The sequence below is a fragment of the Shinella sp. JR1-6 genome (assembly GCF_004284735.1).
Taxonomy (GTDB): domain Bacteria; phylum Pseudomonadota; class Alphaproteobacteria; order Rhizobiales; family Rhizobiaceae; genus Shinella.
In genome coordinates, this window is record NZ_SHMI01000004.1 from 198,689 (window position 1) to 220,227 (window position 21,539).

Genomic DNA, 21,539 nt, shown 5'->3' on the forward strand with positions numbered 1-21,539 from the left:
CGGGTCAGGCTTCGTGCCAGACGGTTTTGAGGAGCCGCAGCCAGTTTTCCCGGCAGAGCTTTGTCAGGTCGTCCTCGCCGTAGCCGGCCTGGCGCAGCGCCTCGACGAGGGCTTGGCTGCCGGCGGCGTCGTGGATCGCGCCGGGAATGGTCGCTCCGTCGAAATCCGAGCCGAGCGCCACGCAGTCGATGCCCATGCGCTCGACCATGTGGTCGATGTGGCGCACCATGTCGGCGAGCGGCGTTTCGGGGCTTTCGAGGCCATCGGCGCGCAGCATGGTCGTGGCGTAGTTGAGGCCGGCAATGCCCTTGCGCTCGCGGATTGCGTCGAGCTGGCGGTCGGTGAGGTTGCGCGAGATCGGCGTCAGAGCATGGGCGTTGGAATGGGTGGCGACGAGCGGCTGGGTGCTGACGCGTTCGACATCCCAGAAACCCTGCTCGGTGATATGGGCGAGGTCGATCATGATGCCAAGCCGGTCGCACGCCTTCACAAGCTCGACCCCTGCGGCCGTCAGGCCCGGGCCTGTGTCGGGCGAGGAGGGATAGGCGAAGGGCACCCCATGGCCGAAGAGGTTGTGCCGGCTCCAGACGGGGCCGAGCGAGCGCAGGCCGTTGTCATAGAAGGTTTCGAGGTTCGACAGGTCCTCGGCGATCGGCTCGCAGCCTTCGATATGAAGCACGGCGGCAAAGCGGCCGGCCTCCATGGCGGCGCGGATCGCCGCGGTGGAGCGGCAGATCGCGAGGCCGCCGGCCGCTTCCAGCCGATTGGCGATATCGGCCATCTCGAGCGCGATCTCAAGCGCATCGGCATGGGCGCGCGGCCCGACCATCGGGATATTGTAGTGGCCGTTCCCATCGACTTCGCGCGGCGGGTAATCCTCAACCGGCGGGATGAACATGGCGCAGAAGCCGCCGGCAAGGCCGCCCTTCTTCGCGCGCGGGGCGTCGATATGGCCCTGATCCGTTCCACCGACGAATTCCGCGACCGGATCGGCACCCTTCCGGGCGTGCTCCCACAGGCGCAGGAGAACGTCATTGTGGCCGTCGAAGATCAATTGCATGGGGCGCTCCCGGATCGATAGGTCAGATTATCCGACGGGGTAGAGCCGATTCCGCCGCGGCCCGCAAGAACCGCGGTGGAGGCATCAGGCGGCGAAGACCGGCGTGCCGGCAATCCAGGTCGAGACGACGTTGACATTGTCGTCGATGACAGCGAAATCGGCGTCGTGGCCGTGGGTGAGGCGCCCCTTGCGGCCGGTCATGCCGATCGCTTCCGCCGGGTAGAGCGAGGCCATGCGCAGCGCCTCTTCCAGATCGATGCCGACCTTGTCGCGCATGAAGCGGATGCAGGAGGCCATGTCGATATCGGCACCGGCGAGCGTGCCGTCGGCGAGCGTCAGGCGCCCGCCCTCGCGGAAGATCTCGCGGCCGTTGAGGAAGAAGCTCCTCATGTCGGTGCCGATGGTCGACATCGCGTCGGTGACGAGGAAGATGCGGCCGGGGCCGCGCTTGGCCCTCAGCGCCACGCCGATGGAGGCCGGGTCGACATGGAAGCCGTCGGCGATGAGGCCGGCATTGAGATGGCCGAGATCGAGCGCCGCGCCGACCATGCCGGGCTCGCGGTGGCCGAGCGGGCTCATGGCGTTGAAGAGGTGGGTCATCATGCTGGCGCCCGCCTCGGCGGCGGCAGCGGCGGTCCGGTAGCCGCAGTCCGAATGGCCGAGGCTGACGGTGACGCCTGCCGCACGCAACGCCGCGATCTGGTCGTTGGTGGCGTTTTCCGGCGCCAGCGTCATGAGGAGCGCATCGAGGCTGTGTCGCGCTTCGATGGTGCGCTCGAGGTCCGCCTGCTCCATCGGACGGATGAGGTTCGGGTCATGCGCGCCCTTGCGGGCGACCGACAGGTGCGGGCCTTCGAGATGGAGACCGAGGAAGCCCGGCACCTTTGCCGCCTTTGCTGCAAGGCCCGCGGCAATGGTTTCTGTCGTCACCTGGACATTGTCGGTGATCAGCGTCGGCAGGAGGCCCGTCGTGCCGAAGCGGGCGTGGGCGGCGCAGATCGTGCGGATGCCTTCGAGGTCCGGCCGCTCGTTGAGCAGCACGCCGCCACCGCCGTTGACCTGCAGGTCGATGAAGCCGGGGACGAGCGAATGCCCGTCCATCGGCACAACGCGGGCATCGGCCGTCACGTCGCGGGCTGCCGCGATGGTGGCGACCTTGCCATCCGCGAGCAGGAGCGCACTGTCCTCATGCCACAGATCGCCGTCGAAGATGCGGGCGCCGGTAAGGGCGGTGAGCGCTGTCATCGGGTTTCCGTCACTTTCTTCAGGTTGACCGGCTTGTCGGGGTCAAGGCCCTTGCCGCGCGACCAGGCTTCGACGAAGCCGTAGAACGGCACGATGAGGGCGAGCGCATCGGTGATCGGGTGTCCGGTGGCAACGAAGGGCAGTTTTCGCGCGCTCTTTGCGCCGGCGGCGGTGACACAGGCATAGGCACCGCGATCGGCGAGGCTGTCGGCCATGCCGGTGACGGAGGCTTCGGCGGCATCGCGTGCCGCAAGTGCGATGACCGGGAAGGACGGGCCGACCAGCGCGACCGGGCCGTGCAGCACCTCCGCCGAGGAATAGGCTTCGGCGTGCATGCCGGACGTTTCCTTGAACTTCAGCGCGGCTTCACTGGCGATGGCAAGGCCCGGGCCGCGGCCGAGCACGTAGAGCGACTGGGCGTCCTTGAGGTCGCCGGCAAGGTCGGACCAGTCGAGCGCGACGGCCTTCGCGAACTGCTCCGGCAGGTTTTTGACGGCGCGGTCGAGATCGGTGTCACCCGTCCACTCGGCGAGCACGGCAAGGCCGGCGACGATGGAATTGACGTAGGACTTCGTAGCGGCGACGCTGAGTTCCGGGCCGGCCGAGAGGTCGAGCGAATGCGAGCAGGCATCGGCGAGGGGCGAGGGCAGGGTGTTGGTGAGCGCAATGGAGATCGCGCCGCCCTTGGTGGCGCCGTCGGCCATGGCGACGATGTCGGGGCTCTTGCCGGACTGGGAGATGGCAATGGCGGCCGCACCACCGAGTTTCAGCTTGGCGCCGTAGATGGAGGCGAGCGACGGGCCGAGCGAGGCGACCGGCCTGCCGGCGGTCAGTTCGATCGCATATTTCAGGAAGAGCGCGGCATGGTCGGAAGACCCGCGGGCAACGGTGACGAAGAACTGCGGATCACGCTCCCGGAGCGCCCTGCCGGCGGCCGTGATGGCGCTGGCGGAATTTTCGAGCAGGCGGGCCGCCGCTTCCGGGATTTCGTTGATCTCTTTGCGCATGTTGGTCTGCATGGAATTCCCTTTGCGGTTGGTCACGTCTCGGAAAGCGTCAGTTCGGCGACGAAATCATAGGCGTCGCCGCGATAGATGGAGCGGGTGAACTCGACCACCCGGCCGGAGCGCAGATAGGAGACCCGCTCGATGGACAGCCCCGCCGAACCCGGCGGCACGCCGAGCATCGAGGCATCGGGATCCTTCATGTTGTAGGCGGAGATACGCTGCACGGCGCGCACCGGCCGGCAGCCGCGCTTTTCCAGCGCGGCATAGAGCGAGCCCTGCACCTGCATGGGATCCGGCAGGAACTCCGAGGAGATGCAGGCGCGCTCGATGGCGAGCGGCATGTCGTCGGCAACGCGCAGGCGCCCGAGCCGCGCGACGAGCGCATCGGCAGGGAGGCCGAGCATCATCATCTCGTCCGGCGAGGGGTGGAACAGGCCACGGTCGATCCACTCGGCCCGGGTGACGAGGCCGCGGCGGGCCATGTCCTCGGTAAAGGAAGTCAGGCGGGACAGCGACTGCTGCACCTTGGCGACGGGCTTGGCGACGAAGGTGCCGGAGCCGTGGCGGCGCACCAGGAGACCGTCCTTGACGAGATCGTCGACGGCCTTGCGCACGGTGACGCGGCTGACATTGGCATGGTCGGCAAGGTCGCGCTCGGCGGGCAGTGCGTCGCCGTAGGTCAGCTTGCCAGAGGTGATCGCCTCTTCCAGCATCTGGCGCAGCTTGACATAGAGCGGGCCGGGCACGCCCGACTGCAGGCTTTCCGGCGAGAGGATCGCGGCAAGGGACGTGCTCATGCGGCCGCTCCTGTGCGCTCTCTGAAGCCCTTGGCGGCGAGCGCTACGGCGCCGGTCAGCGCATCGGCCTCGGCCTCCACCAGGATTGCGCGGTGATGTTCGGACAGCCATTGCGGATAGAGCGGAGCGAGGCCGCCGAGCAGGCAGAGGCGCGGCGCGCCGGCCAGCGCCATGATGGCGTCGAGGGATTCGTTGACGCTGGCCGCCCCGGCCTTGACGATGGCGATCGCCTGCGCGTCGCCGTCCTTCGCATGGGTGAAGACGAGGGGAGCGTAGCGGCCGAAATCGCCCGGCTTGGAGAGGCGGGCGAATTCGACGATGCCACGCGGATCGTGCTTGAATTCGTCGAGAATGGTGTCTGTCACGCCTGAGTGCGGATGCACGCCGTCGTGGGCGAGCAGGGCCTCCTGCAAAGCGGCATGGCCGATGCGCGCGCCGCCGCCGAGATCGCCGACGGTAAAGCCCCAGCCGCCGATATAGCGGACCACGTTGTTCTTGCGCCCCATATAGATGGAGCCGGTGCCGAGGATCGCGACGGCCCCGTCCGTATCGCCGATCGCACCCTGCAGGGCGATCAGGCCGTCGGAATCGATATCCGTATGACGGAAGGGCAGGCGGTCGTGCACGTAGCGGGTGAGGTCGCCGACATTGGTGCCGGCAAGGCCGAGAAAGGCAGAGGCGCCGCTGACGCCGGCCTCGTCCAGTCCGGCATCGCGATAGGCGGCCTTGGCGGCCTCCGTAATGGAGATGATCGCGTTGTTGGGGTCGGTCAGGATATTGGCTGCGCCGCTCTTGCCGCGCCCGAGGACTGTGCCGTCCGGGCGTGCGACCGCCGCGCGGCAACTCGTTCCCCCACCGTCGATACCGAGAATAAGATCTGTCATGGGCACCTCCGAGCACAACGATACCAAAAAAATACCATTTACCAAGGGGTATGGTGGTATGGAGAATAAGCTTTCGTTTAAATTACTGTTTTAAAACAATAAAAATATTGAGTGGTAAAAAAAGTGGTCTCAAAAATTAATTTCCTATGGACAATTGGTATTTTTTTGGCATTAATTCCGGCCAGAGGAGACACGGTGATGGCTGCAGGCAGGACAGAGGGCAGGCACGATCAGGCAAGCGGGCTGGACGAACGTCAGCCCGTCGATGTGCTGAAGGTGCTTGCGGATGCCCAGAAGGCGGCCGCCGGCGTTGTCGATGCCGCTCTTGTCGATATTGCCGCTGCGGCCCGTCTTGCGGCCGATGCGCTTCTTTCCGGTGGGCGTCTTGTCTATGCCGGCGCCGGCAGCTCCGGCCTGATGGCGATGGCCGATGCGCTCGAACTCCCCGGCACCTACGGTATTTCCCGCGATCGCATCGTCATCCTGCTTGCCGGCGGTGCCGCGAGCCTGGAGGACCTGGCGGGCGGGTATGAAGACGATCGTGCGCTTGCAAGCCGCGATGCCGCGTCTGCCGCTATCGGCCCGCGGGACTGCGTGATCGCCGTTTCGGCGAGCGGCAGCACGCCCTATGTGCTGGCGATCGCATCCTACGCGAAGGAGAAAGGTGCCCGGATCGTGGCGCTTGCCAACAATCCCGGTGTCGCGCTGTTCGAGGACGCCGACGTCGCGATCCTCCTGCAGACGCCGCCGGAGGTCATTTCCGGCTCGACGCGCATGGGCGCCGGCACGGCGCAGAAGATCGCTTTCAACATGTTTTCGACGCTTGTCGGCGTGCATCTCGGCCACGTTCACGATGGCCACATGGTCAATCTCAAGGCCGACAACATCAAATTGAAGGGGCGCGCCTGTCGCATCGTGTCCGACATTTCGGGTGTCGGGCTCGATGAGGCGGAACGCCTTCTTCAGCGCTCCGAAGGCTCGGTCAAGACGGCCGTGCTGCTCGCTGCGGGGGTGGAGGACGCCAGCGCGGCCGAGGCTGCGCTGGAGCGGTCGGGGCAGAGCCTCCGGCGCGCCCTGAAAGCCCTCGGATAACTGGTCTCAAAACGCGCTGCGGCGCATAAAAGGGGAGAATGCAATGACACGCACCGCAATCAAAGGCCTGTTGCTCGCCACGAGCATCCTCGGCACGGCCGGGATCGCTCAGGCGGCCGACGTCACGCTGACGGTCGAAAGCTGGCGCAACGACGACCTCGCCATCTGGCAGGAAAAGATCATTCCGGCCTTCGAAGCCAAGAACCCCGGCATCAAGGTCGTCTTCGCGCCGACTGCGCCGACCGAGTACAACGCCGCGCTGAACGCCAAGCTCGACGCCGGCTCGGCAGGCGACCTCATCACCTGCCGTCCGTTCGACGCCTCGCTCGAGCTGTTCAACAAGGGCCACCTTGCCGGCCTGAACGATCTGCCGGGCATTGAGAACTTCTCCGACGTCGCCAAGTCCGCCTGGACGACGGACGACGGCGCGACGGCCTTCTGCGTGCCGATGGCTTCGGTCATCCACGGCTTCATCTACAACAAGGACGCCTTCGACACGCTCGGTATCTCGGTTCCGACGACGGAAGCCGAGTTCTTCGCTGCGCTCGACAAGATCAAGGCCGAAGGCAGCTACATCCCGATGGCCATGGGCACGAAGGATCTCTGGGAAGCCGCCACCATGGGCTACCAGAACATCGGCCCGACCTACTGGAAGGGCGAAGAAGGCCGCAAGGCGCTCATCAAGGGCGAGCAGAAGCTGACCGACGACGCCTGGGTCGAACCCTACCGCGTTCTCGCCAAGTGGAAGGACTATCTCGGCGACGGTTTCGAAGCCCAGACCTATCCGGACAGCCAGAACCTCTTCACACTCGGCCGCGCTGCCATCTATCCGGCCGGCTCGTGGGAAATCGGCCTGTTCAACACGCAGGCGCAGTTCAAGATGGGCGCGTTCGCGCCGCCGGTGAAGAATGCCGGCGACACCTGCTACATCTCCGACCACAACGACATCGGCATCGGCCTCAATGCCAAGAGCCCGAATGCGGATGCCGCCAAGAAGTTCCTGAGCTTCGTCTCCTCGCCGGAATTCGCCGACATCTACGCCAACTCGCTGCCGGGCTTCTTCAGCCTGAATTCGACGGCGGTGAAGATGGCCGACCCGCTGGCACAGGAATTCGTCTCCTGGCGTGAAAAGTGCCAGCCGACGATCCGCTCGACCTACCAGATCCTGTCGCGCGGCACGCCGAACCTCGAAAACGAGACCTGGACCGAATCGGCCAACGTCATCAACGGCACGGATACGCCGGAAGTGGCTGGCGAAAAGCTCCAGAAGGGCCTCGACAGCTGGTACAAGCCGGCCAAGTAAGCCTGCGTCTCGACTGCTGAATTCTGCTTTGAGGAGCGGGCATCGTCCCGCTCCGGCCCTCTCCCCGTAAAATTCGGGGGGAGGTGCTTGGGCGGTGCGGCTCGAATGATCAGGCGCACGCCGTATCCCTCTTCGTCCCGGTGGACAGAGGGTGCCGAAGGGCAAAATCGGGGAGCGACCCCGGCACTATCGTGTATGCTGAATTTGTCATGTGCGGCACTACCGGCCGCGCACGGCGTCCGTGCATGCGGATCTAACGAACAACAACCGGACGGGGCACGCTGGGCCATGAGCGACATACCTTCTTCCCATGAGGCAACAGGACCGATCAAGCGGCCAACACGCTGGCATATCGGCGTTTTCCTGCTGCCGGCCTTCATCGTTTATTCGGCGGTCATGATCCTGCCGCTCATCGAGACGCTGCGCCTGTCGCTGTTCAACACGGTGGACGGCCAGTCGACCTTCGTCGGCCTCAGCAACTTCAAGGTGCTGTTCGGCGACGAGCGCTGGGCGGCCGACTTCTGGAACGCGCTGAAGAACAACGTGATCTTCTTCGTCATCCACATGCTGGTGCAAAACCCGATCGGGGTGGCGCTCGCGGCCATGCTGTCGATCCCGAAGCTGCGCTTTGCCGCCTTCTACCGCACGGCGATCTTCCTGCCGACGCTGCTTTCCTTCGTGATCGTCGGCTTCATCTGGAAGCTGATCCTCTCGCCGATCTGGGGTGTCTCGCCCTATCTGATGGATCTGGTCGGCCTGAAATCGCTCTTCGCCCCCTGGCTCGGCAAGCCGAACTCGGCGCTCATCGCAGTGTCGCTGATCTCTGTCTGGCAGTATGTCGGCATTCCGATGATGCTGATCTACGCGGCGCTGCTCAATATCCCCGAAGAGGTGATCGAGGCTGCCGAATGCGACGGCGTCACCGGCTGGAGCCAGTTCTGGAAGATCAAGCTGCCGCTCATCCTTCCCGCCATCGGCATCATCTCGATCCTCACTTTCGTCGGCAACTTCAATGCCTTCGACCTGGTCTACACCGTGCAGGGTGCGCTCGCCGGGCCTGACAAGTCCACCGATATCCTCGGCACGCTGCTCTACCGCACCTTCTTCGGCTTCCAGCTCCAGCTGGGCGACCGATCGATGGGCGCGACGATCGCAACGGTCATGTTCCTCATCATCCTCGCCGGCGTCTCGCTGTATCTCTTCGCCATCCAGCGGCGCATGCGTCGCTACCAGTTCTGATCGGGAGGGCAAGACATGTCCAAAGCACGCACCTCGCTGACCCGCACGTCCCTCGTTCACCTGGCGCTGATCGGCTACGCCGTGATCTCGATCTTCCCGGTGTTCCTGACGATCATCAACTCGATGAAGGACCGCAACGCCATCTTCCGCAACCCGATGCAGCTTCCGATGCCCGGGACCTTCGACCTTGTCGGCTACACGACGGTGCTGGGGCAGGGGGATTTCGCGACCTATTTCCAGAACAGCTTTATCGTCACGGTGGCCTCCATCGCGCTGGTGCTGCTGTTCGGCGCCATGGCCGCCTTCGCGCTCTCGGAATACCGCTTCCGCGGCAACATGCTGATGGGCCTCTACCTTGCCATCGGCATCATGATCCCGATCCGCCTCGGTACCGTGGCGATCCTGCAGGGCATGGTGGCGACGGGGCTTGTCAACACGCTGACGGCGTTGATCCTCGTCTATACCGCGCAGGGTATCCCGCTCGCGGTCTTCATCCTCTCCGAATTCATGCGGACCGTCTCCGATGACCTCAAGAATGCCGGGCGTATCGACGGTCTCTCGGAATACTCCATCTTCTTCCGCCTCGTCCTGCCGCTGGTGCGGCCAGCCATGGCGACCGTCGCGGTCTTCACCATGATCCCGATCTGGAACGACCTGTGGTTCCCGCTGATCCTGGCGCCGAGCGAGGCGACCAAGACGGTGACGCTGGGCTCGCAGATCTTCATCGGACAGTTCGTCACCAACTGGAATGCAGTGCTCGCCGCACTCTCGCTCGCGATCCTGCCCGTCCTCATCCTCTATTTCATCTTCTCGCGGCAGCTGATCCGCGGCATCACTTCGGGAGCAGTCAAGTGAGTTCTGCCACGTCCCCCCTTCGCGTCCTGTCCGCCGGTCTCGGCAACATGGGCCGCAGCCATGCGCTCGCCTACCATGAGAACCCGGGTTTCGAGATCATCGGTCTCGTCAACCGGTCGAAGGTTCCGGTCCCGGCCGGGCTGGAAGGCTACGAGATTCATCCGTCCTTCCCGGAGGCGCTGCGCGCGCTGAAGCCGGAACTCTGCTCGATCAACACCTATTCGGACAGCCATGCCGAATATGCGATCGCAGCACTCGAAGCCGGTGCGCATGTCTTCCTCGAAAAGCCGCTGGCGACGACCGTCGCCGATGCCGAGCGGGTGGTCGCCTGCGCCAAGGCGAACGGCCGCAAGCTCATCGTCGGCTATATCCTGCGCCACCATCCTTCCTGGGTGCGGCTCATCGAGGAAGCGCGCAAGCTCGGCGGCCCGTATGTCTTCCGCATGAACCTGAACCAGCAGTCGAGCGGGCCGACCTGGGCGACCCACAAGGCGCTGATGCAGACGACGCCGCCGATCGTCGACTGCGGCGTGCACTATGTCGACGTGATGTGCCAGATCACCGATGCCAAGCCCGTGGAGGTGCGTGGCATGGGCCTGCGCCTTTCCAACGAGATCGCGCCCGACATGTACAACTACGGCCACCTGCAGGTGCTCTTCGACGATGGTTCGCTCGGCTGGTACGAGGCGGGCTGGGGCCCGATGATCTCGGAGACGGCCTTCTTCGTGAAGGACGTCATGTCGCCGAACGGCTCCGTTTCCATTGTCATGGATCCGAACGCGAAGTCCGACGACATCGACACCCACACCAAGACGGCGGTCATCCGCGTTCACAACGCGGCCACCGGCCCCGACGGCAAGTTCCTGTCGCCGGACGAGGACCTGAAGATGGCCGGCGAGCCGGGCCACCAGGAACTCTGCGACCGCGAACAGGCCTATGTGCTGAAGGCGATCCGCGAGGACATCGACCTCACGCGGCATATGGACGATGCGGTGCAGTCGCTGAGGATCTGCCTCGCGGCCGATGAAAGTGTCAGAACCGGTCAAACGGTCAAGCTTTAAGGGGATATCAGGTGGGCTCTCTTCAACTCAAATCCGTACGCAAGTCCTTCGGCAATGTCGACGTGATCAAGGGCATCGACCTTGACGTGAAGGACGGCGAGTTCGTCATCTTCGTCGGCCCCTCGGGCTGCGGCAAGTCCACGCTGCTGCGCATCATCGCCGGCCTTGAGGATGCGACATCGGGCTCGATCACCATCGACGGCACGGAAGTCGTGACCGTGCCGCCGGCAAAGCGCGGCATCGCCATGGTCTTCCAGTCCTACGCGCTCTATCCGCACCTCACCGTCAAGGACAATATGGGCCTCGGCCTCAAGCAGGCAGGCGCGCCGAAGGATGAAATCGAAAGGCGCGTCTCCAGGGCTTCCTCCATGCTGTCGCTGGAGAAGTACCTCGCCCGCCGCCCGGCCGAACTGTCGGGTGGCCAGCGCCAGCGCGTCGCCATCGGCCGCGCCATCGTGCGTGAACCGAAACTCTTCCTGTTCGACGAACCGCTCTCCAACCTCGATGCGGCGCTGCGCGTCAACACCCGCCTCGAGATCGCCCGGCTGCACCGCGAGCTGAAGGCCACCATGATCTACGTCACGCACGACCAGGTCGAGGCGATGACGCTGGCGGACAAGATCGTGGTGCTCGACGGCGGTGTCATCCAGCAGGTCGGCTCGCCGATGGAACTCTACAACCGGCCTGCCAACCTCTTCGTTGCCGGCTTTATCGGTTCGCCGGGCATGAACTTCATCGATGCGAGCCGCCTCGGCGCGTCCGATGCCAAGACCATCGGCGTGCGCCCGGAACACATCACTCTGTCGCGCGACAGCGGCGAATGGCAGGCGAAGGCCGTGCATGTCGAGCACCTCGGCGCGGACACGATCGTCTATCTCGAATCGGAGAAAGTCGGTGCCTTCACCGTCCGTCTGTTCGGAGAGCATCACTACGCGCCCGGTGACGTGGTTTTCGCCACGCCGGCCGCAAACCAGATGCATCGTTTCGACGCAAATGGTCACGCCATACGTTGAGGCCCCTCATCACAAGTCCGTGATGGGTGAGGATTGCGGCGGGCGGGGCCGTGGTCTACGATTGTCAAAGATCAGAAACTAACATACAGCGTTGTTTGTATGTTGCGATGCGGTGGTCCTGCGATCACCGCATCTTCATGTTTTCAGGACCCTGCCGCGCTTCAGGCGGCACCGCTTATGGAAGAACCCATGCGTTTCACGAGACCGATTTCGATTGCGACCTTCGGCGCCCTTTTGATTCTCGCCGGCTGCCAGGACGAGCAGGCGCCGCAGGGCGGCTTTGCGTTCCCGCCGCCGCAGGTGGCCGTCATCACCGTGAAGGCAGAGGATGTGCCGATCACCAACGACCTGCCGGGCCGCATCGCAGCGACCCGCACGGCGGAAGTCCGGCCGCGCGCGACCGGCATCGTCATCGACCGCATCTTCGAGCAGGGCTCGCAGGTCAAGGAAGGCGACGTGCTCTACCGCATCGATCCCGCGCCGTTCCAGGTGCAGGTCGACAGCGCCGAGGCGACGCTGCGCCGTGCCAAGGCCGTCCAGGCCCAGGCGCGCAACACCGCCGAGCGCCAGGAACAGCTGCGCAAGTCGAATGTCGCGTCCGCGCAGACCTATGACGACGCCGTCGCCCAGCTTGCGCAGGCGGACGCCGATGTCGCCATCGCCGAGGCGAGCCTTGCGACCGCCAAGCTCAATCTCGAATATACCGAGGTCAAGGCGCCGATCAGCGGCCGCATCGGCCGTGCGCTCATCACCGAGGGTGCGCTGGTTTCGGCCAATGGCACGGAAAACCTTGCGACGATCCAGCAGCTCGACCCGGTCTATGCCGACTTCACCCAGTCGGCGACCGACCTGATGCGCCTGCGCAAGGCGCTGGAAGACGGCGCGCTGATGGCCGACAACAATTCGGCCGACGTCAAGCTGGTGCTTGATGACGGGTCCGCCTATCCGCATCCGGGCAAGCTCCTGTTCTCCGAAGCCGCCGTCGACGAGACGACCGGCCAGGTGACGCTGCGCGGCGAATTCCCGAACCCGGACGGCGACCTCCTGCCGGGCATGTATGTGCGCGTGCAGATCGAACAGGGCATCGAGAAGAACGCCGTGATCGTGCCGCAGCAGGCCGTCCAGCGTGATGCTTCGGGCAGCGCGCTCGTCTATGTCGTTTCCGCTGACAACAAGGCCGGCACCCGCAATGTGCGCGTCGGCCGTGCCATCGGCACGAACTGGGTCATCCCGGATGGCCTGAAGGACGGCGAGAAGATCATTGTCGAAGGCTTCCAGAAGGTTCAGCCGGGCGGCGAAGTCGTGCCGGCCGAGTGGGACCCGAATGCCGTGGCGAAGGCTGCCGAAGGCGGCGCGGCCGAGACCGGGGAGGCCGGCAAGGCCGAAGCCGGTGCTGCACAGACCGGCGAAGCCGGCAAGGCGGAGGGCGGCGAAGGCGCCGCCAAGGCCGAGCAGGCGAAGTGAGGATCTGAAGGATGCCCAGTTTTTTCATCGACAGGCCGATTTTCGCCTGGGTCGTCGCGATCTTCATCATGATCGCCGGCGCCATCGCCATTCCGCTTCTGCCGATCGCGCAGTATCCCGACGTCGCCCCGCCGCAGATCACGGTGTCGACGACCTATTCCGGCGCGTCGTCGCAGGACACTTACCAGAGCGTCACCAAGCTCATCGAGGATGAGCTGAACGGCGTCGAGGGCATGCTCTATTTCGAATCGACCTCGAGTGCCTCGGGTTCGGCCGAAATCAACATCACCTTCGCGCCGGGCACCGACCCGAGCCAGGCGTCGGTCGACGTGCAGAACCGCGTCAGCCGCGTCGAGCCGCGCCTTCCCGATTCCGTGCGCCGCCAGGGCGTGCAGGTCGAAGAGGCCGGTTCCGGCTTCCTGCTCATCGTCGCGCTGACCTCCACCGACGGCTCGATGGATGCCATCAGCCTCGGCGACTACGTCAACCGCAACGTTCTCTCGGAAATCCAGCGCGTGCCCGGCGTCGGCCGTGCGCAGCTCTTCGCCACGCAGCGTTCCATGCGCATCTGGCTCGATCCTGCCAAGATGCGCGGCCTCAACCTGACGGCCGCGGACGTGACGGCCGCCGTCCAGGCGCAGAACGCCCAGATCGCCGCCGGCAGCATCGGCGCGCAGCCGAACCCGATCACCCAGCAGATCGCGGCTCCCGTCAACATCAAGGGCCAGCTGACGACGCCGGAAGAATTCGGCGCCATCGTGCTTCGCGCCAATGCGGATGGTTCGGCCGTGCGTCTGCGCGACGTCGCGCGCGTCGAGGTGGGCGGCGAGACCTATTCGTTCTCGACGCGCCTCAACGGCCAGCCTTCGGCCGCCGTCGCCGTGCAGCTCTCGCCGACCGGCAACGCCATGGCGACCTCCGAGGCGATCAAGGCCCGCATGGACGAGCTTGCGCAGTTCTTCCCGCCGGGCCTCGAATATTCGACGCCCTATGACACCTCGCCCTTCGTCAAGGTGTCGATCGAGAAGGTTCTGCATACGCTGCTCGAAGCCGTCGGCCTCGTCTTCCTCGTGATGTTCCTGTTCCTGCAGAACATCCGGTACACGATCATCCCGACGCTCGTCGTCCCGGTCGCGCTGCTCGGCACTTGCGCCGTCATGCTCGCCATGGGCTTTTCGATCAACGTCTTGACCATGTTCGCCATGGTTCTCGCCATCGGCATTCTCGTCGACGATGCGATCATCGTCGTGGAAAACGTCGAGCGCATCATGTCGGAAGAGGGCCTGCCCCCGAAGGAGGCGACCCGCAAGGCGATGAAGCAGATCACCGGCGCCGTCATCGGCATCACGCTGGTGCTCGCCTCGGTGTTCATCCCGATGGGCTTCTTCCCGGGCGCGGTCGGCGTCATCTACCAGCAGTTCTCGCTGACGATGGTCGTGTCGATCCTGTTCTCGGCGTTCCTCGCACTCTCGCTGACCCCGGCGCTTGCCGGCAGCTTCCTCAAGCAGGTGCCGAAGGGCCACCATCACGCCAAGCGTGGCTTCTTCGGCTGGTTCAACCGCGGTTTCGACCGTTCGTCGAAGAGCTATAGCGGCAGCGTCGGTTGGCTGGTGCGCCGGACGGGTCGCTTCATGGTGATCTATCTCGCGATCCTCGCCGGCCTCGGCTACCTGTTCATGAAGCTTCCGTCCTCGTTCCTGCCGGACGAAGACCAGGGCTTTGCCATCGTCATGATGCAGCTTCCCTCCGAAGCGACGGGCCACCGGACCGACGAGGTTCTGACCCAGGTCGAAAAGATCTTCGGCCAGGAGCCTGCAGTCGAAACGATCGTCGGCATCAACGGCTTCTCCTTCTTCGGTTCGGGGCAGAACGCTGGCCTTGCTTTCGTTACGCTGAAGGACTGGAGCGAGCGTGGGCCGGAGAATTCCGCGCAGGCGATCGCCGGGCGTGCCAGCATGGCCATGAGCCAGATCAAGGATGCGATCAGCTTCGCGCTGTCGCCGCCGCCGATCCAGGGCCTCGGCACGACGGGCGGCTTCTCGTTCCGTCTGCAGGACCGCGGCGGCCTCGGCCAACAGGCGCTGTCGGCTGCAAGCGCCCAGCTCCTCAGCCTTGCGGCCCAGAGCAACGTGGTTGCGGGCGTGCGCGTCGAGGGCATGCCGGATGCCGCCCAGGTCAACGTCATGATCGATCGCGAGAAGGCCAACACCTTCGGTGTGACCTTCGCCGACATCAACTCGACGATCTCGACGAACCTCGGCTCGACCTATGTCAACGACTTCCCGAATGCCGGGCGCATGCAGCGCGTGACGGTCCAGGCGGACCAGAACGAACGCATGCAGGTGGCCGACCTCCTGAATCTCAATGTCAGGAACGCGTCGGGTGGCATGGTGCCGATCTCCGCCTTCGCGACCGCGGAGTGGACGATGGCGCCGACGCAGACCGTCGGCTACAACGGCTACCCCTCCATGCGCTTCAGCGGCGACACGAAGCCGGGCTTCTCGTCCGGTGACGCGATCGCGGAGATGCAGCGGCTTGCCGCCCAGCTCCCGCCGGGCTTCGGCTATGAATGGACGGGCCAGTCGCTACAGGAAATCCAGTCCGGTTCGCAGGCGCCGATCCTCGTCGGTCTCTCGATCCTCCTGGTGTTCCTGTGCCTTGCGGCGCTCTATGAAAGCTGGTCGATCCCGTTCGCGGTCATCCTCGTCGTGCCGCTCGGCGTCATCGGCGCGGTCATCGCGGTCACCCTGCGCGACATGTCGAACGACGTGTACTTCAAGGTGGGCCTGATCGCGATTATCGGCCTTTCGGCGAAGAACGCGATCCTGATCATCGAGTTCGCCAAGGAGCTGATGGAGGACGGCAAGTCGCTGATCGAAGCGACCATCGAGGCCTGCCACCTGCGCTTCCGCCCGATCCTGATGACCTCGCTCGCCTTCACACTCGGCGTTCTGCCGCTCGCGATTGCCACGGGCGCAAGCTCGGGCAGCCAGCGCGCCATCGGTACGGGCGTGATGGGCGGCATGATCACGGCCACGGTGCTCGCCATCTTCTTCGTGCCCGTCTTCTTCGTCTTCGTGATGAAGATGTTCGGTTACGGCAAGGAGAAGAAGGAGGAGCCGGCTCCGGCGGCAAACCCGGCGGAGTAAGTCGCCATGCGCCGGACCAAGGCAGAGGCCAAGGAAACCCGCCAGCAGATCCTGCTGGCGGCGGAGAAGGTCTTCTACGAAAAGGGTGTCGCCCATGCCTCCATGGAGGATGTGGCGCGCGCCGCGGGGGTCACCCGCGGCGCCATCTACTGGCACTTCGCCAATAGGGCGGATCTCGTGCTGGAACTCTACAATTCGTTGCCCATGCCGCAGGAGGAGCTGATCGCCCGCGAGCTGGAAGCGGAGAACGCCGATGTTTTCGGCGTGCTCGAACGGATCGGCCGGGAATGGCTCGAGCTGCTGGCCACCGACGAGCACCGCCAACGCATCCTGTCGATCCTCCTGCGTTGCGATACGTCGGGCGAATTCGCCGCCATTTCCGAACGGCAGAACGACATCAACGACGAGCACATGCAGGCGCTGGAAGCGGCATTTGCGAAGGCCGAGGGACAGGGCAAGCTGGGTGCGGCCTGGACGCCGCGCTCCGCCGCCTCGATGCTGCGTTGGCTCATCAAGGGGCTCTGCGCGGAATGGCTGCTGTTCGGCCGGCGGTTCGATATCGCCAGCGAGGGCAAGGACGCGTTGCGCCGCCTCTTCCTGACCTATGCGAGCCCCGTACCGTCACACTGAGCGGGGGGCTTCAAGCCGCGCGATCCAGTCTGCGCCGATCTGCCAGCGCTTGAGCACCGAGACGGGGTCCTCCGCGTCGAGCCGTGAACAGATGCGGTAGACCTCCAGCACCTCCGGTGCCATCTCGCCGCGCTGGCAAAAGTACATGGCCGCCGCGTAGCGCGCCCGGCCGGACCATTCAGTGCCAGGGGGCATGGTGATGATCTCCCAGTTGCGGCGGGCCTCCTCATCCATGTCAGGTGAGGCCCGGCGGGCTTGCCGTCCGCCTTGCGAGCCTGACGAAGGGACGCGGCACGATCTTCGCGCGCTTCATCAGCTTCTGGTATTTCAGTTCCCGCATCGCATAGATCTCCACCCAGAGGTCCTCCGTGAATTTCGATCCGTAGGGCCGCTCGAGGCTGGCGATGGCGATGTTACGCTTGGCCGTCGGCGACCAGATCGCGGCAGTGACGAGGCCCGCCTCGCGCTTTTGCCGATGATAGACGATGGCATGCTCGGCGGGAATATTCCCTTCGATTTCAAGGCCGACGAGGATGTGCTTCAGAGACTGATTCCGCCGCGCGTCGAGGATGGGCCGGCGCCCGTTGAAGTTCGGCTTGTCCGGATCGACCAGCCAGTCGAGGCCGATCTCGTCGGGCATGCGCACCCGGTCGGCGCGCAGCGCGCCCTCGGTGGTGACGAAATCCGTGTTTGCGACGATGAAGCCCGCCTCGATGCGCGCCTGGTTGAGTGCGCCGTAGCCGATGGCGCGGATCGTGTGCCGCTCGCCGGCGCTCCACAGCCGATCCCACAGCGAGAGCGCGTTCGCGCGGGGCACGAAGAGTTCGTAGCCGAGATCGCCGGTGAAGCCGGTGCGCGAGACGGTCACCTCGCCGCCCTCATGCGGGAATGCTCCGATATGAAAGGGTTTCAACACGTCCACGCCGGCAAAGCCGGCATCGCGCAGCACGGCGTAGCTTGTCGGACCCTGCAGGGCGAGGCCGGCGATCTCCTCCGTCTCTTCGTGGATATCGACCGTAAAACCGAAGGCGCTGTCGATGAGCCAGGGCAGGTGGCGTTCCTGGCAGCAGAGGCGGAACTCGCTCTCGCCGAGGCGGAAGAGCGTGCCATCATCAAGCACATGGCCGTAGTCATCGCACCAGGCGGTGTAGTGCACGCGGTTCACGGCGAGCTTGCGCACGTCGCGAAGGGTCAGGCGGTTGAGATAGCGCTCGGCGTCGGGGCCGGCGATGCGGTATTTCACCATCGGCGAGATATCGAAGAGGGCGGCCGTGGAACGGATGGCGAAATATTCGAGTTCGCCGTCGAACAGCGCATGCGGCGCCTTGTAGCCGGCCCAGTTGTACCAGTCGTTCACCTCGCTCAGCGCCATCAGGCGCTCATGGAACGGGCTCTCCAGTCGCGGCGCGAGGATGTGGTTGCGGGCGGCGCGGCGGATTTCGGCGGCGGATTTCGTCATGGCGTTCATGCGGTCGCTCCCGAAAGGATGTGACGGGCCGCGTTCCAGCCCGGCAGGCCGGATATGCCGCCACCCGGATGCGCCCCGGCGCTCGCGAGATAGAGGCCTTCGATCGGTGTGCGATAGCCGGAGGCGGCGCTGGTCGGTCGGTTGACGAGCAGCTGGTCGGCCTGCAGCTCGCCGTGATGCCAATGGCCGCCCGGCAGGTTGTATTCCGCCTCGATATCAACAGGCGTCATCAGGCTGGCCGAGACCACGGACTTTCCGAGGCCTGGCGCATGGCGCTCCAGCGTGTCGAGCACGATCTTGAGGAAGGCCGGCTTGCCGCTCTCCCAGCCCCTCTTGAGGCGATAGGGAGCATATTGCACGAGCGCCGAGAGTGTGCAGCCGCCGGCCGGCGCCAGCGACGGGTCGGCAAGGCTCGGCAGCGTCACTTCCATGACGGGATCGCTGGAGAATTCGCCGTATTTTGCCGGGTTGAAGGCCTCTTCGACCTGTTCCATCGAGCGCACCAGCACGATGCGGCCCCCCCGGGCTTCCTTTGGCAGGCCGGTGAAATCGGGGATGCGGTCGAGTGCGAGGTCGAGCTTGGCGACGTTGCCGTGGCTGCGCACGTTCTTCACCGCGCGCACGAAGCCTGTGCCGCTTTCGGCGGGATCGACGAGGTGGAGGAAGGTCGTTTGCGGGTGGATCGCCGAGACGATGACCGGTGCGGTGATCTGCGTCCCGTCGGCGAGAACGACGCCGCTCGCCCGGCCGCGATCGGCAAGGATGCGGCCGACGGGCGCGCTGCAGCGCAGGGTGACGCCGGCCTTTTCGGCAGCGCGCAGGAAGGCGGGCGCGACGCGCGCCATGCCGCCCGCCGGCACGAACTGCCCGCCCGCCTTGCCGGCGACCTCACCGGTCAGGCGATAGTAGAGGCCGAGCAGGGAGGTCGGCGAGCGGGGCCCGAGATGGATGCCGAGCGTCGCATCGAAGGCGAGGAGGCCCTTCAGCCGATCGTCCGAAAGATATTCGTCGGCGACGTCGGCGACGTTCATCAGCAGCATGCGCAGGAAATCGCGGCCCTCGCTGCGCCCCTTGCGGATGAGGCCGAAGCCGGCGGAAGCGAAGGTGGAAAGGTCGCCGAGCGACAGCGCGCCGATCTGCGGCGGCGGGCGGCGCAGGAACCGTTTCATGATGCCCGCCTGGAAGACCAGTTTCCTGCGCAGCGCCGTGAAGGCCTCGGTCTCCTGCGGCGACACGCCGTCGATGCGTTCGCCATAGGCGCCGTGCAGCACGGTGGCCCTTCCTGAGCCGTCGAGAACCGCCGTCGGCAGCAAGCTGTCCGTGCCGGCAAGGTCGAGGCCGATGTCGCGGGCCATGTCCGCATCGAGCCGGTTGACGAGATGGGCAAGGCCGGCGGAGCGGAAGCCCGGGAAGAACTCGCGGCCGCGCGTCGCGCCGCCCGGTTCGTTCGCCGCTTCCAGCACCAAAACCCTGCGGCCGCCCTTGGCGAGGCGGGCGGCGGCGGCAAGGCCGTTGTGGCCGGCGCCGATCACGATGGCATCAAATGACGTCATGGGCTTTGCTCATCTGCTCGGGGGAACGCTTCAGGTCGCGCAGGATTTCGGCGGCGGCGTTGCGGCCGGGCGCGCCCATCACCCCGCCGCCCGGATGGGTGGAGGAGCCGCACATATAGAGGCCGGATATCGGGCTGCGGTACTGAGCGTAGCCGGGCACGGGCCGATTGAAGAGCAGCTGGTCGAAGGTGAGCTCGCCCTGGAAGATGTTGCCCTCCGTCAGGCCCACCTCGTTCTCGATCTCGCGCGGTGTGCGCACCTCCATATGCACGATGCGCTCGCGAAAGCCCGGCGAATAGTCCGTGATCTGGCCGATCACCGTCTCGGCGAAGGCGTCGCGGTCGGCGTCCGTCCAGTCGCGCCCCTCGAGCTTTGGCGGACAGTACTGCACGAAGCAGCTCATGAAGTGTTTTCCCGGCGAGGCCATGGTCGGGTCGAGCGTCGTCGGGATCACCATGTCGAGAAAGGGATCGGCCGACCAGCGCCCAGCCTTCCAGTCGTCATAGGCCCGCTCCATGCGCTCGATCGAATCGGTGAAATGCATGTCGCCGCGCAGGCAGGAGGAGCCTTCCGGCAAGGCCGGGAACTCCGGCAGGCTGTCGAGCGCGATGTTCACCTTGCCGGAGGAGCCGCGCATCTTGAAATGCCTGACCCGGTGGACGAATTCGCCGGGCAGGGTGTCCTCGTCGACGAGCGTGAGGAAGGTGCGCTTGACGTCGGCATTCGAGACGACGAGGCCCGCGCTGAGTTCGTCGCCATTGGCGAGCACCACGCCGGTCGTGCGGCCGCCGCGGGTGAGGATTTTTGCGACCTCGGCGTCGGTGCGGATCGTGCCGCCGGCGGCCTCGAAGGAGCGGGCGAGGGCCTGTGTCACCGCGCCCATGCCGCCGCGCGCATAGCCCCAGGCACCGACCGAGCCGTCCACCTCGCCCATGTAGTGGTGCAGCAGCACATAGGCGGTGCCGGGCGACATGGGGCCGAGCGCGGTGCCGATGATGCCCGACAGTGCGAGATAGGCCTTGATGACGTCGGTCTCGAAATATTCGTCGAGGAAGTCGGAGATCGACATGGTCCAGAAGCGGAGCGTTTCGGCCATTTCCTGCGGGCTGAATTCGCCGAATTTTTTGGCGAGGTAGAGGAATTCGGACAGGTCGCGCGGGCGAAAACCGAACGGATCGGGGGCGGTGCGCATCAGGAGCGGCTGGATGAAACGGCACTGGCGCGTCACGTCGCGGGCGTAGCGCTCGTAGGCCTCCGCGTCGCGCTTCGAATAGCGCGCGAACTCGCGGCGGTGGCTGTCGTGGTCGCGGTAGGAGGCGAGGTAGTCCCCGTCGCGGGTGAAGACCGCGCCGCCCTCGTAGGCGATGACCTGGAGGCCGTGTTTCGGCAGTTCCAGGTCGCGCATGATCTCCGGCCGGAAGAGGGAGCAGACATAGGAACAGTTGGAGTAGAGGAAGCCCGGCGTCAGCTCGCGGCTCGTTGCCGCGCCGCCGACCCAGCCATTCTTTTCGAGCACGGCGACCTTCAGGCCGGATCGCTGGAGGTAACAGGCGGTGACGAGCCCGTTATGGCCGCCGCCGACGATCAGGGCATCGTATTTTTGCATTTTTGATGTCTCCCTTGTTTCTAAAAGCTGCATCAAAAGCAAAATGTTGTCCAGATATTCTGAATGATCATTCAGCAAGTATCTTGCAATCGCCTGATTATGCGCTAGAATTT

At 65.2% G+C, this 21,539-nt stretch carries 18 protein-coding genes; 9 read left to right on the top strand and 9 right to left on the bottom strand.

The genetic code is table 11. The features are described 5' to 3' along the window. Window positions 1-4 precede the first annotated feature (4 nt). From EXZ48_RS08615 to EXZ48_RS08635, 5 genes are all read right to left on the bottom strand, one after another. Window positions 5-1,060 (bottom strand): dipeptidase, encoded by a 1,056-nt coding sequence (locus tag EXZ48_RS08615; RefSeq protein WP_023514282.1) that lies wholly within the window; start codon window positions 1,058-1,060, stop codon window positions 5-7. 84 nt (window positions 1,061-1,144) lie between these two features. Beyond that, entirely contained in the window at window positions 1,145-2,305 is a 1,161-nt protein-coding gene (nagA, locus tag EXZ48_RS08620; RefSeq protein WP_130515357.1) for an N-acetylglucosamine-6-phosphate deacetylase, read from the bottom strand. Then, window positions 2,302-3,324: an SIS domain-containing protein gene (locus tag EXZ48_RS08625; RefSeq protein WP_130515359.1), complete on the bottom strand. Its 1,023-nt coding sequence runs from the start codon at window positions 3,322-3,324 to the stop codon at window positions 2,302-2,304. Before EXZ48_RS08625 ends, nagA begins: the two co-directional genes overlap by 4 nt. A 20-nt stretch (window positions 3,325-3,344) precedes the next feature. After that, window positions 3,345-4,109 (bottom strand): GntR family transcriptional regulator, encoded by a 765-nt coding sequence (locus tag EXZ48_RS08630; RefSeq protein WP_023514285.1) that lies wholly within the window; start codon window positions 4,107-4,109, stop codon window positions 3,345-3,347. Next, window positions 4,106-4,993 (bottom strand): N-acetylglucosamine kinase, encoded by an 888-nt coding sequence (locus tag EXZ48_RS08635; protein ID WP_023514286.1) that lies wholly within the window; start codon window positions 4,991-4,993, stop codon window positions 4,106-4,108. Before EXZ48_RS08635 ends, EXZ48_RS08630 begins: the two co-directional genes overlap by 4 nt. A gap of 198 nt (window positions 4,994-5,191) precedes the next feature. Here EXZ48_RS08635 and EXZ48_RS08640 point away from each other — a divergent pair, with 198 nt between their 5' ends. From EXZ48_RS08640 to EXZ48_RS08680, 9 genes are all read left to right on the top strand, one after another. Then, window positions 5,192-6,085 (top strand): N-acetylmuramic acid 6-phosphate etherase, encoded by an 894-nt coding sequence (locus EXZ48_RS08640; protein WP_130515361.1) that lies wholly within the window; start codon window positions 5,192-5,194, stop codon window positions 6,083-6,085. 43 nt (window positions 6,086-6,128) lie between these two features. Further along, complete coding sequence (locus EXZ48_RS08645; RefSeq protein WP_050744558.1) at window positions 6,129-7,388, top strand: ABC transporter substrate-binding protein; 1,260 nt, start codon at window positions 6,129-6,131, stop codon at window positions 7,386-7,388. 288 nt (window positions 7,389-7,676) lie between these two features. Then, window positions 7,677-8,627 carry a carbohydrate ABC transporter permease gene (locus tag EXZ48_RS08650; protein WP_023516266.1) on the top strand — a complete coding sequence of 317 codons (951 nt, stop codon included), beginning with the start codon at window positions 7,677-7,679 and terminating at the stop codon, window positions 8,625-8,627. A gap of 15 nt (window positions 8,628-8,642) precedes the next feature. Further along, window positions 8,643-9,482, top strand: a complete 840-nt coding sequence (locus tag EXZ48_RS08655; RefSeq protein WP_130515363.1) for a carbohydrate ABC transporter permease — start codon at window positions 8,643-8,645, stop codon at window positions 9,480-9,482. After that, entirely contained in the window at window positions 9,479-10,543 is a 1,065-nt protein-coding gene (locus EXZ48_RS08660) for a Gfo/Idh/MocA family protein (RefSeq protein ID WP_023515748.1), read from the top strand. The genes EXZ48_RS08655 and EXZ48_RS08660 overlap by 4 nt, the downstream gene beginning before the upstream one ends. Window positions 10,544-10,554: 11 nt before the next feature. Continuing rightward, on the top strand, window positions 10,555-11,556 hold the full coding sequence (locus tag EXZ48_RS08665; RefSeq protein WP_130515365.1) for an ABC transporter ATP-binding protein: 1,002 nt from the start codon (window positions 10,555-10,557) through the stop codon (window positions 11,554-11,556). A 177-nt stretch (window positions 11,557-11,733) separates the two neighbouring features. Further along, window positions 11,734-13,020, top strand: a complete 1,287-nt coding sequence (locus tag EXZ48_RS08670; protein ID WP_023515746.1) for an efflux RND transporter periplasmic adaptor subunit — start codon at window positions 11,734-11,736, stop codon at window positions 13,018-13,020. 11 nt (window positions 13,021-13,031) lie between these two features. Then, entirely contained in the window at window positions 13,032-16,169 is a 3,138-nt protein-coding gene (locus tag EXZ48_RS08675) for an efflux RND transporter permease subunit (protein WP_130515367.1), read from the top strand. Window positions 16,170-16,175: 6 nt separating this feature from the next. Further along, complete coding sequence (locus tag EXZ48_RS08680) at window positions 16,176-16,799, top strand: TetR family transcriptional regulator (RefSeq protein WP_050744560.1); 624 nt, start codon at window positions 16,176-16,178, stop codon at window positions 16,797-16,799. On the opposite strand, the gene EXZ48_RS08685 is transcribed toward EXZ48_RS08680, so the two are convergent. Genes EXZ48_RS08685 through EXZ48_RS08700 form a run of 4 tightly spaced genes read right to left on the bottom strand, consistent with a single transcriptional unit; the run spans window position 16,791 to window position 21,426 of the window. Then, window positions 16,791-16,994 carry a hypothetical protein gene (locus tag EXZ48_RS08685; protein ID WP_371687646.1) on the bottom strand — a complete coding sequence of 68 codons (204 nt, stop codon included), beginning with the start codon at window positions 16,992-16,994 and terminating at the stop codon, window positions 16,791-16,793. The two genes, EXZ48_RS08680 and EXZ48_RS08685, sit on opposite strands and share 9 nt — an antisense overlap. Before the next feature lie 40 nt (window positions 16,995-17,034). Beyond that, on the bottom strand, window positions 17,035-18,258 hold the full coding sequence (locus EXZ48_RS08690; protein ID WP_130515672.1) for an aminomethyltransferase family protein: 1,224 nt from the start codon (window positions 18,256-18,258) through the stop codon (window positions 17,035-17,037). A gap of 5 nt (window positions 18,259-18,263) precedes the next feature. Beyond that, window positions 18,264-19,820 (bottom strand): NAD(P)/FAD-dependent oxidoreductase, encoded by a 1,557-nt coding sequence (locus EXZ48_RS08695; RefSeq protein ID WP_130515371.1) that lies wholly within the window; start codon window positions 19,818-19,820, stop codon window positions 18,264-18,266. Beyond that, window positions 19,807-21,426, bottom strand: a complete 1,620-nt coding sequence (locus EXZ48_RS08700; RefSeq protein ID WP_130515373.1) for an NAD(P)/FAD-dependent oxidoreductase — start codon at window positions 21,424-21,426, stop codon at window positions 19,807-19,809. The genes EXZ48_RS08695 and EXZ48_RS08700 overlap by 14 nt, the downstream gene beginning before the upstream one ends. Window positions 21,427-21,539 lie beyond the last annotated feature (113 nt).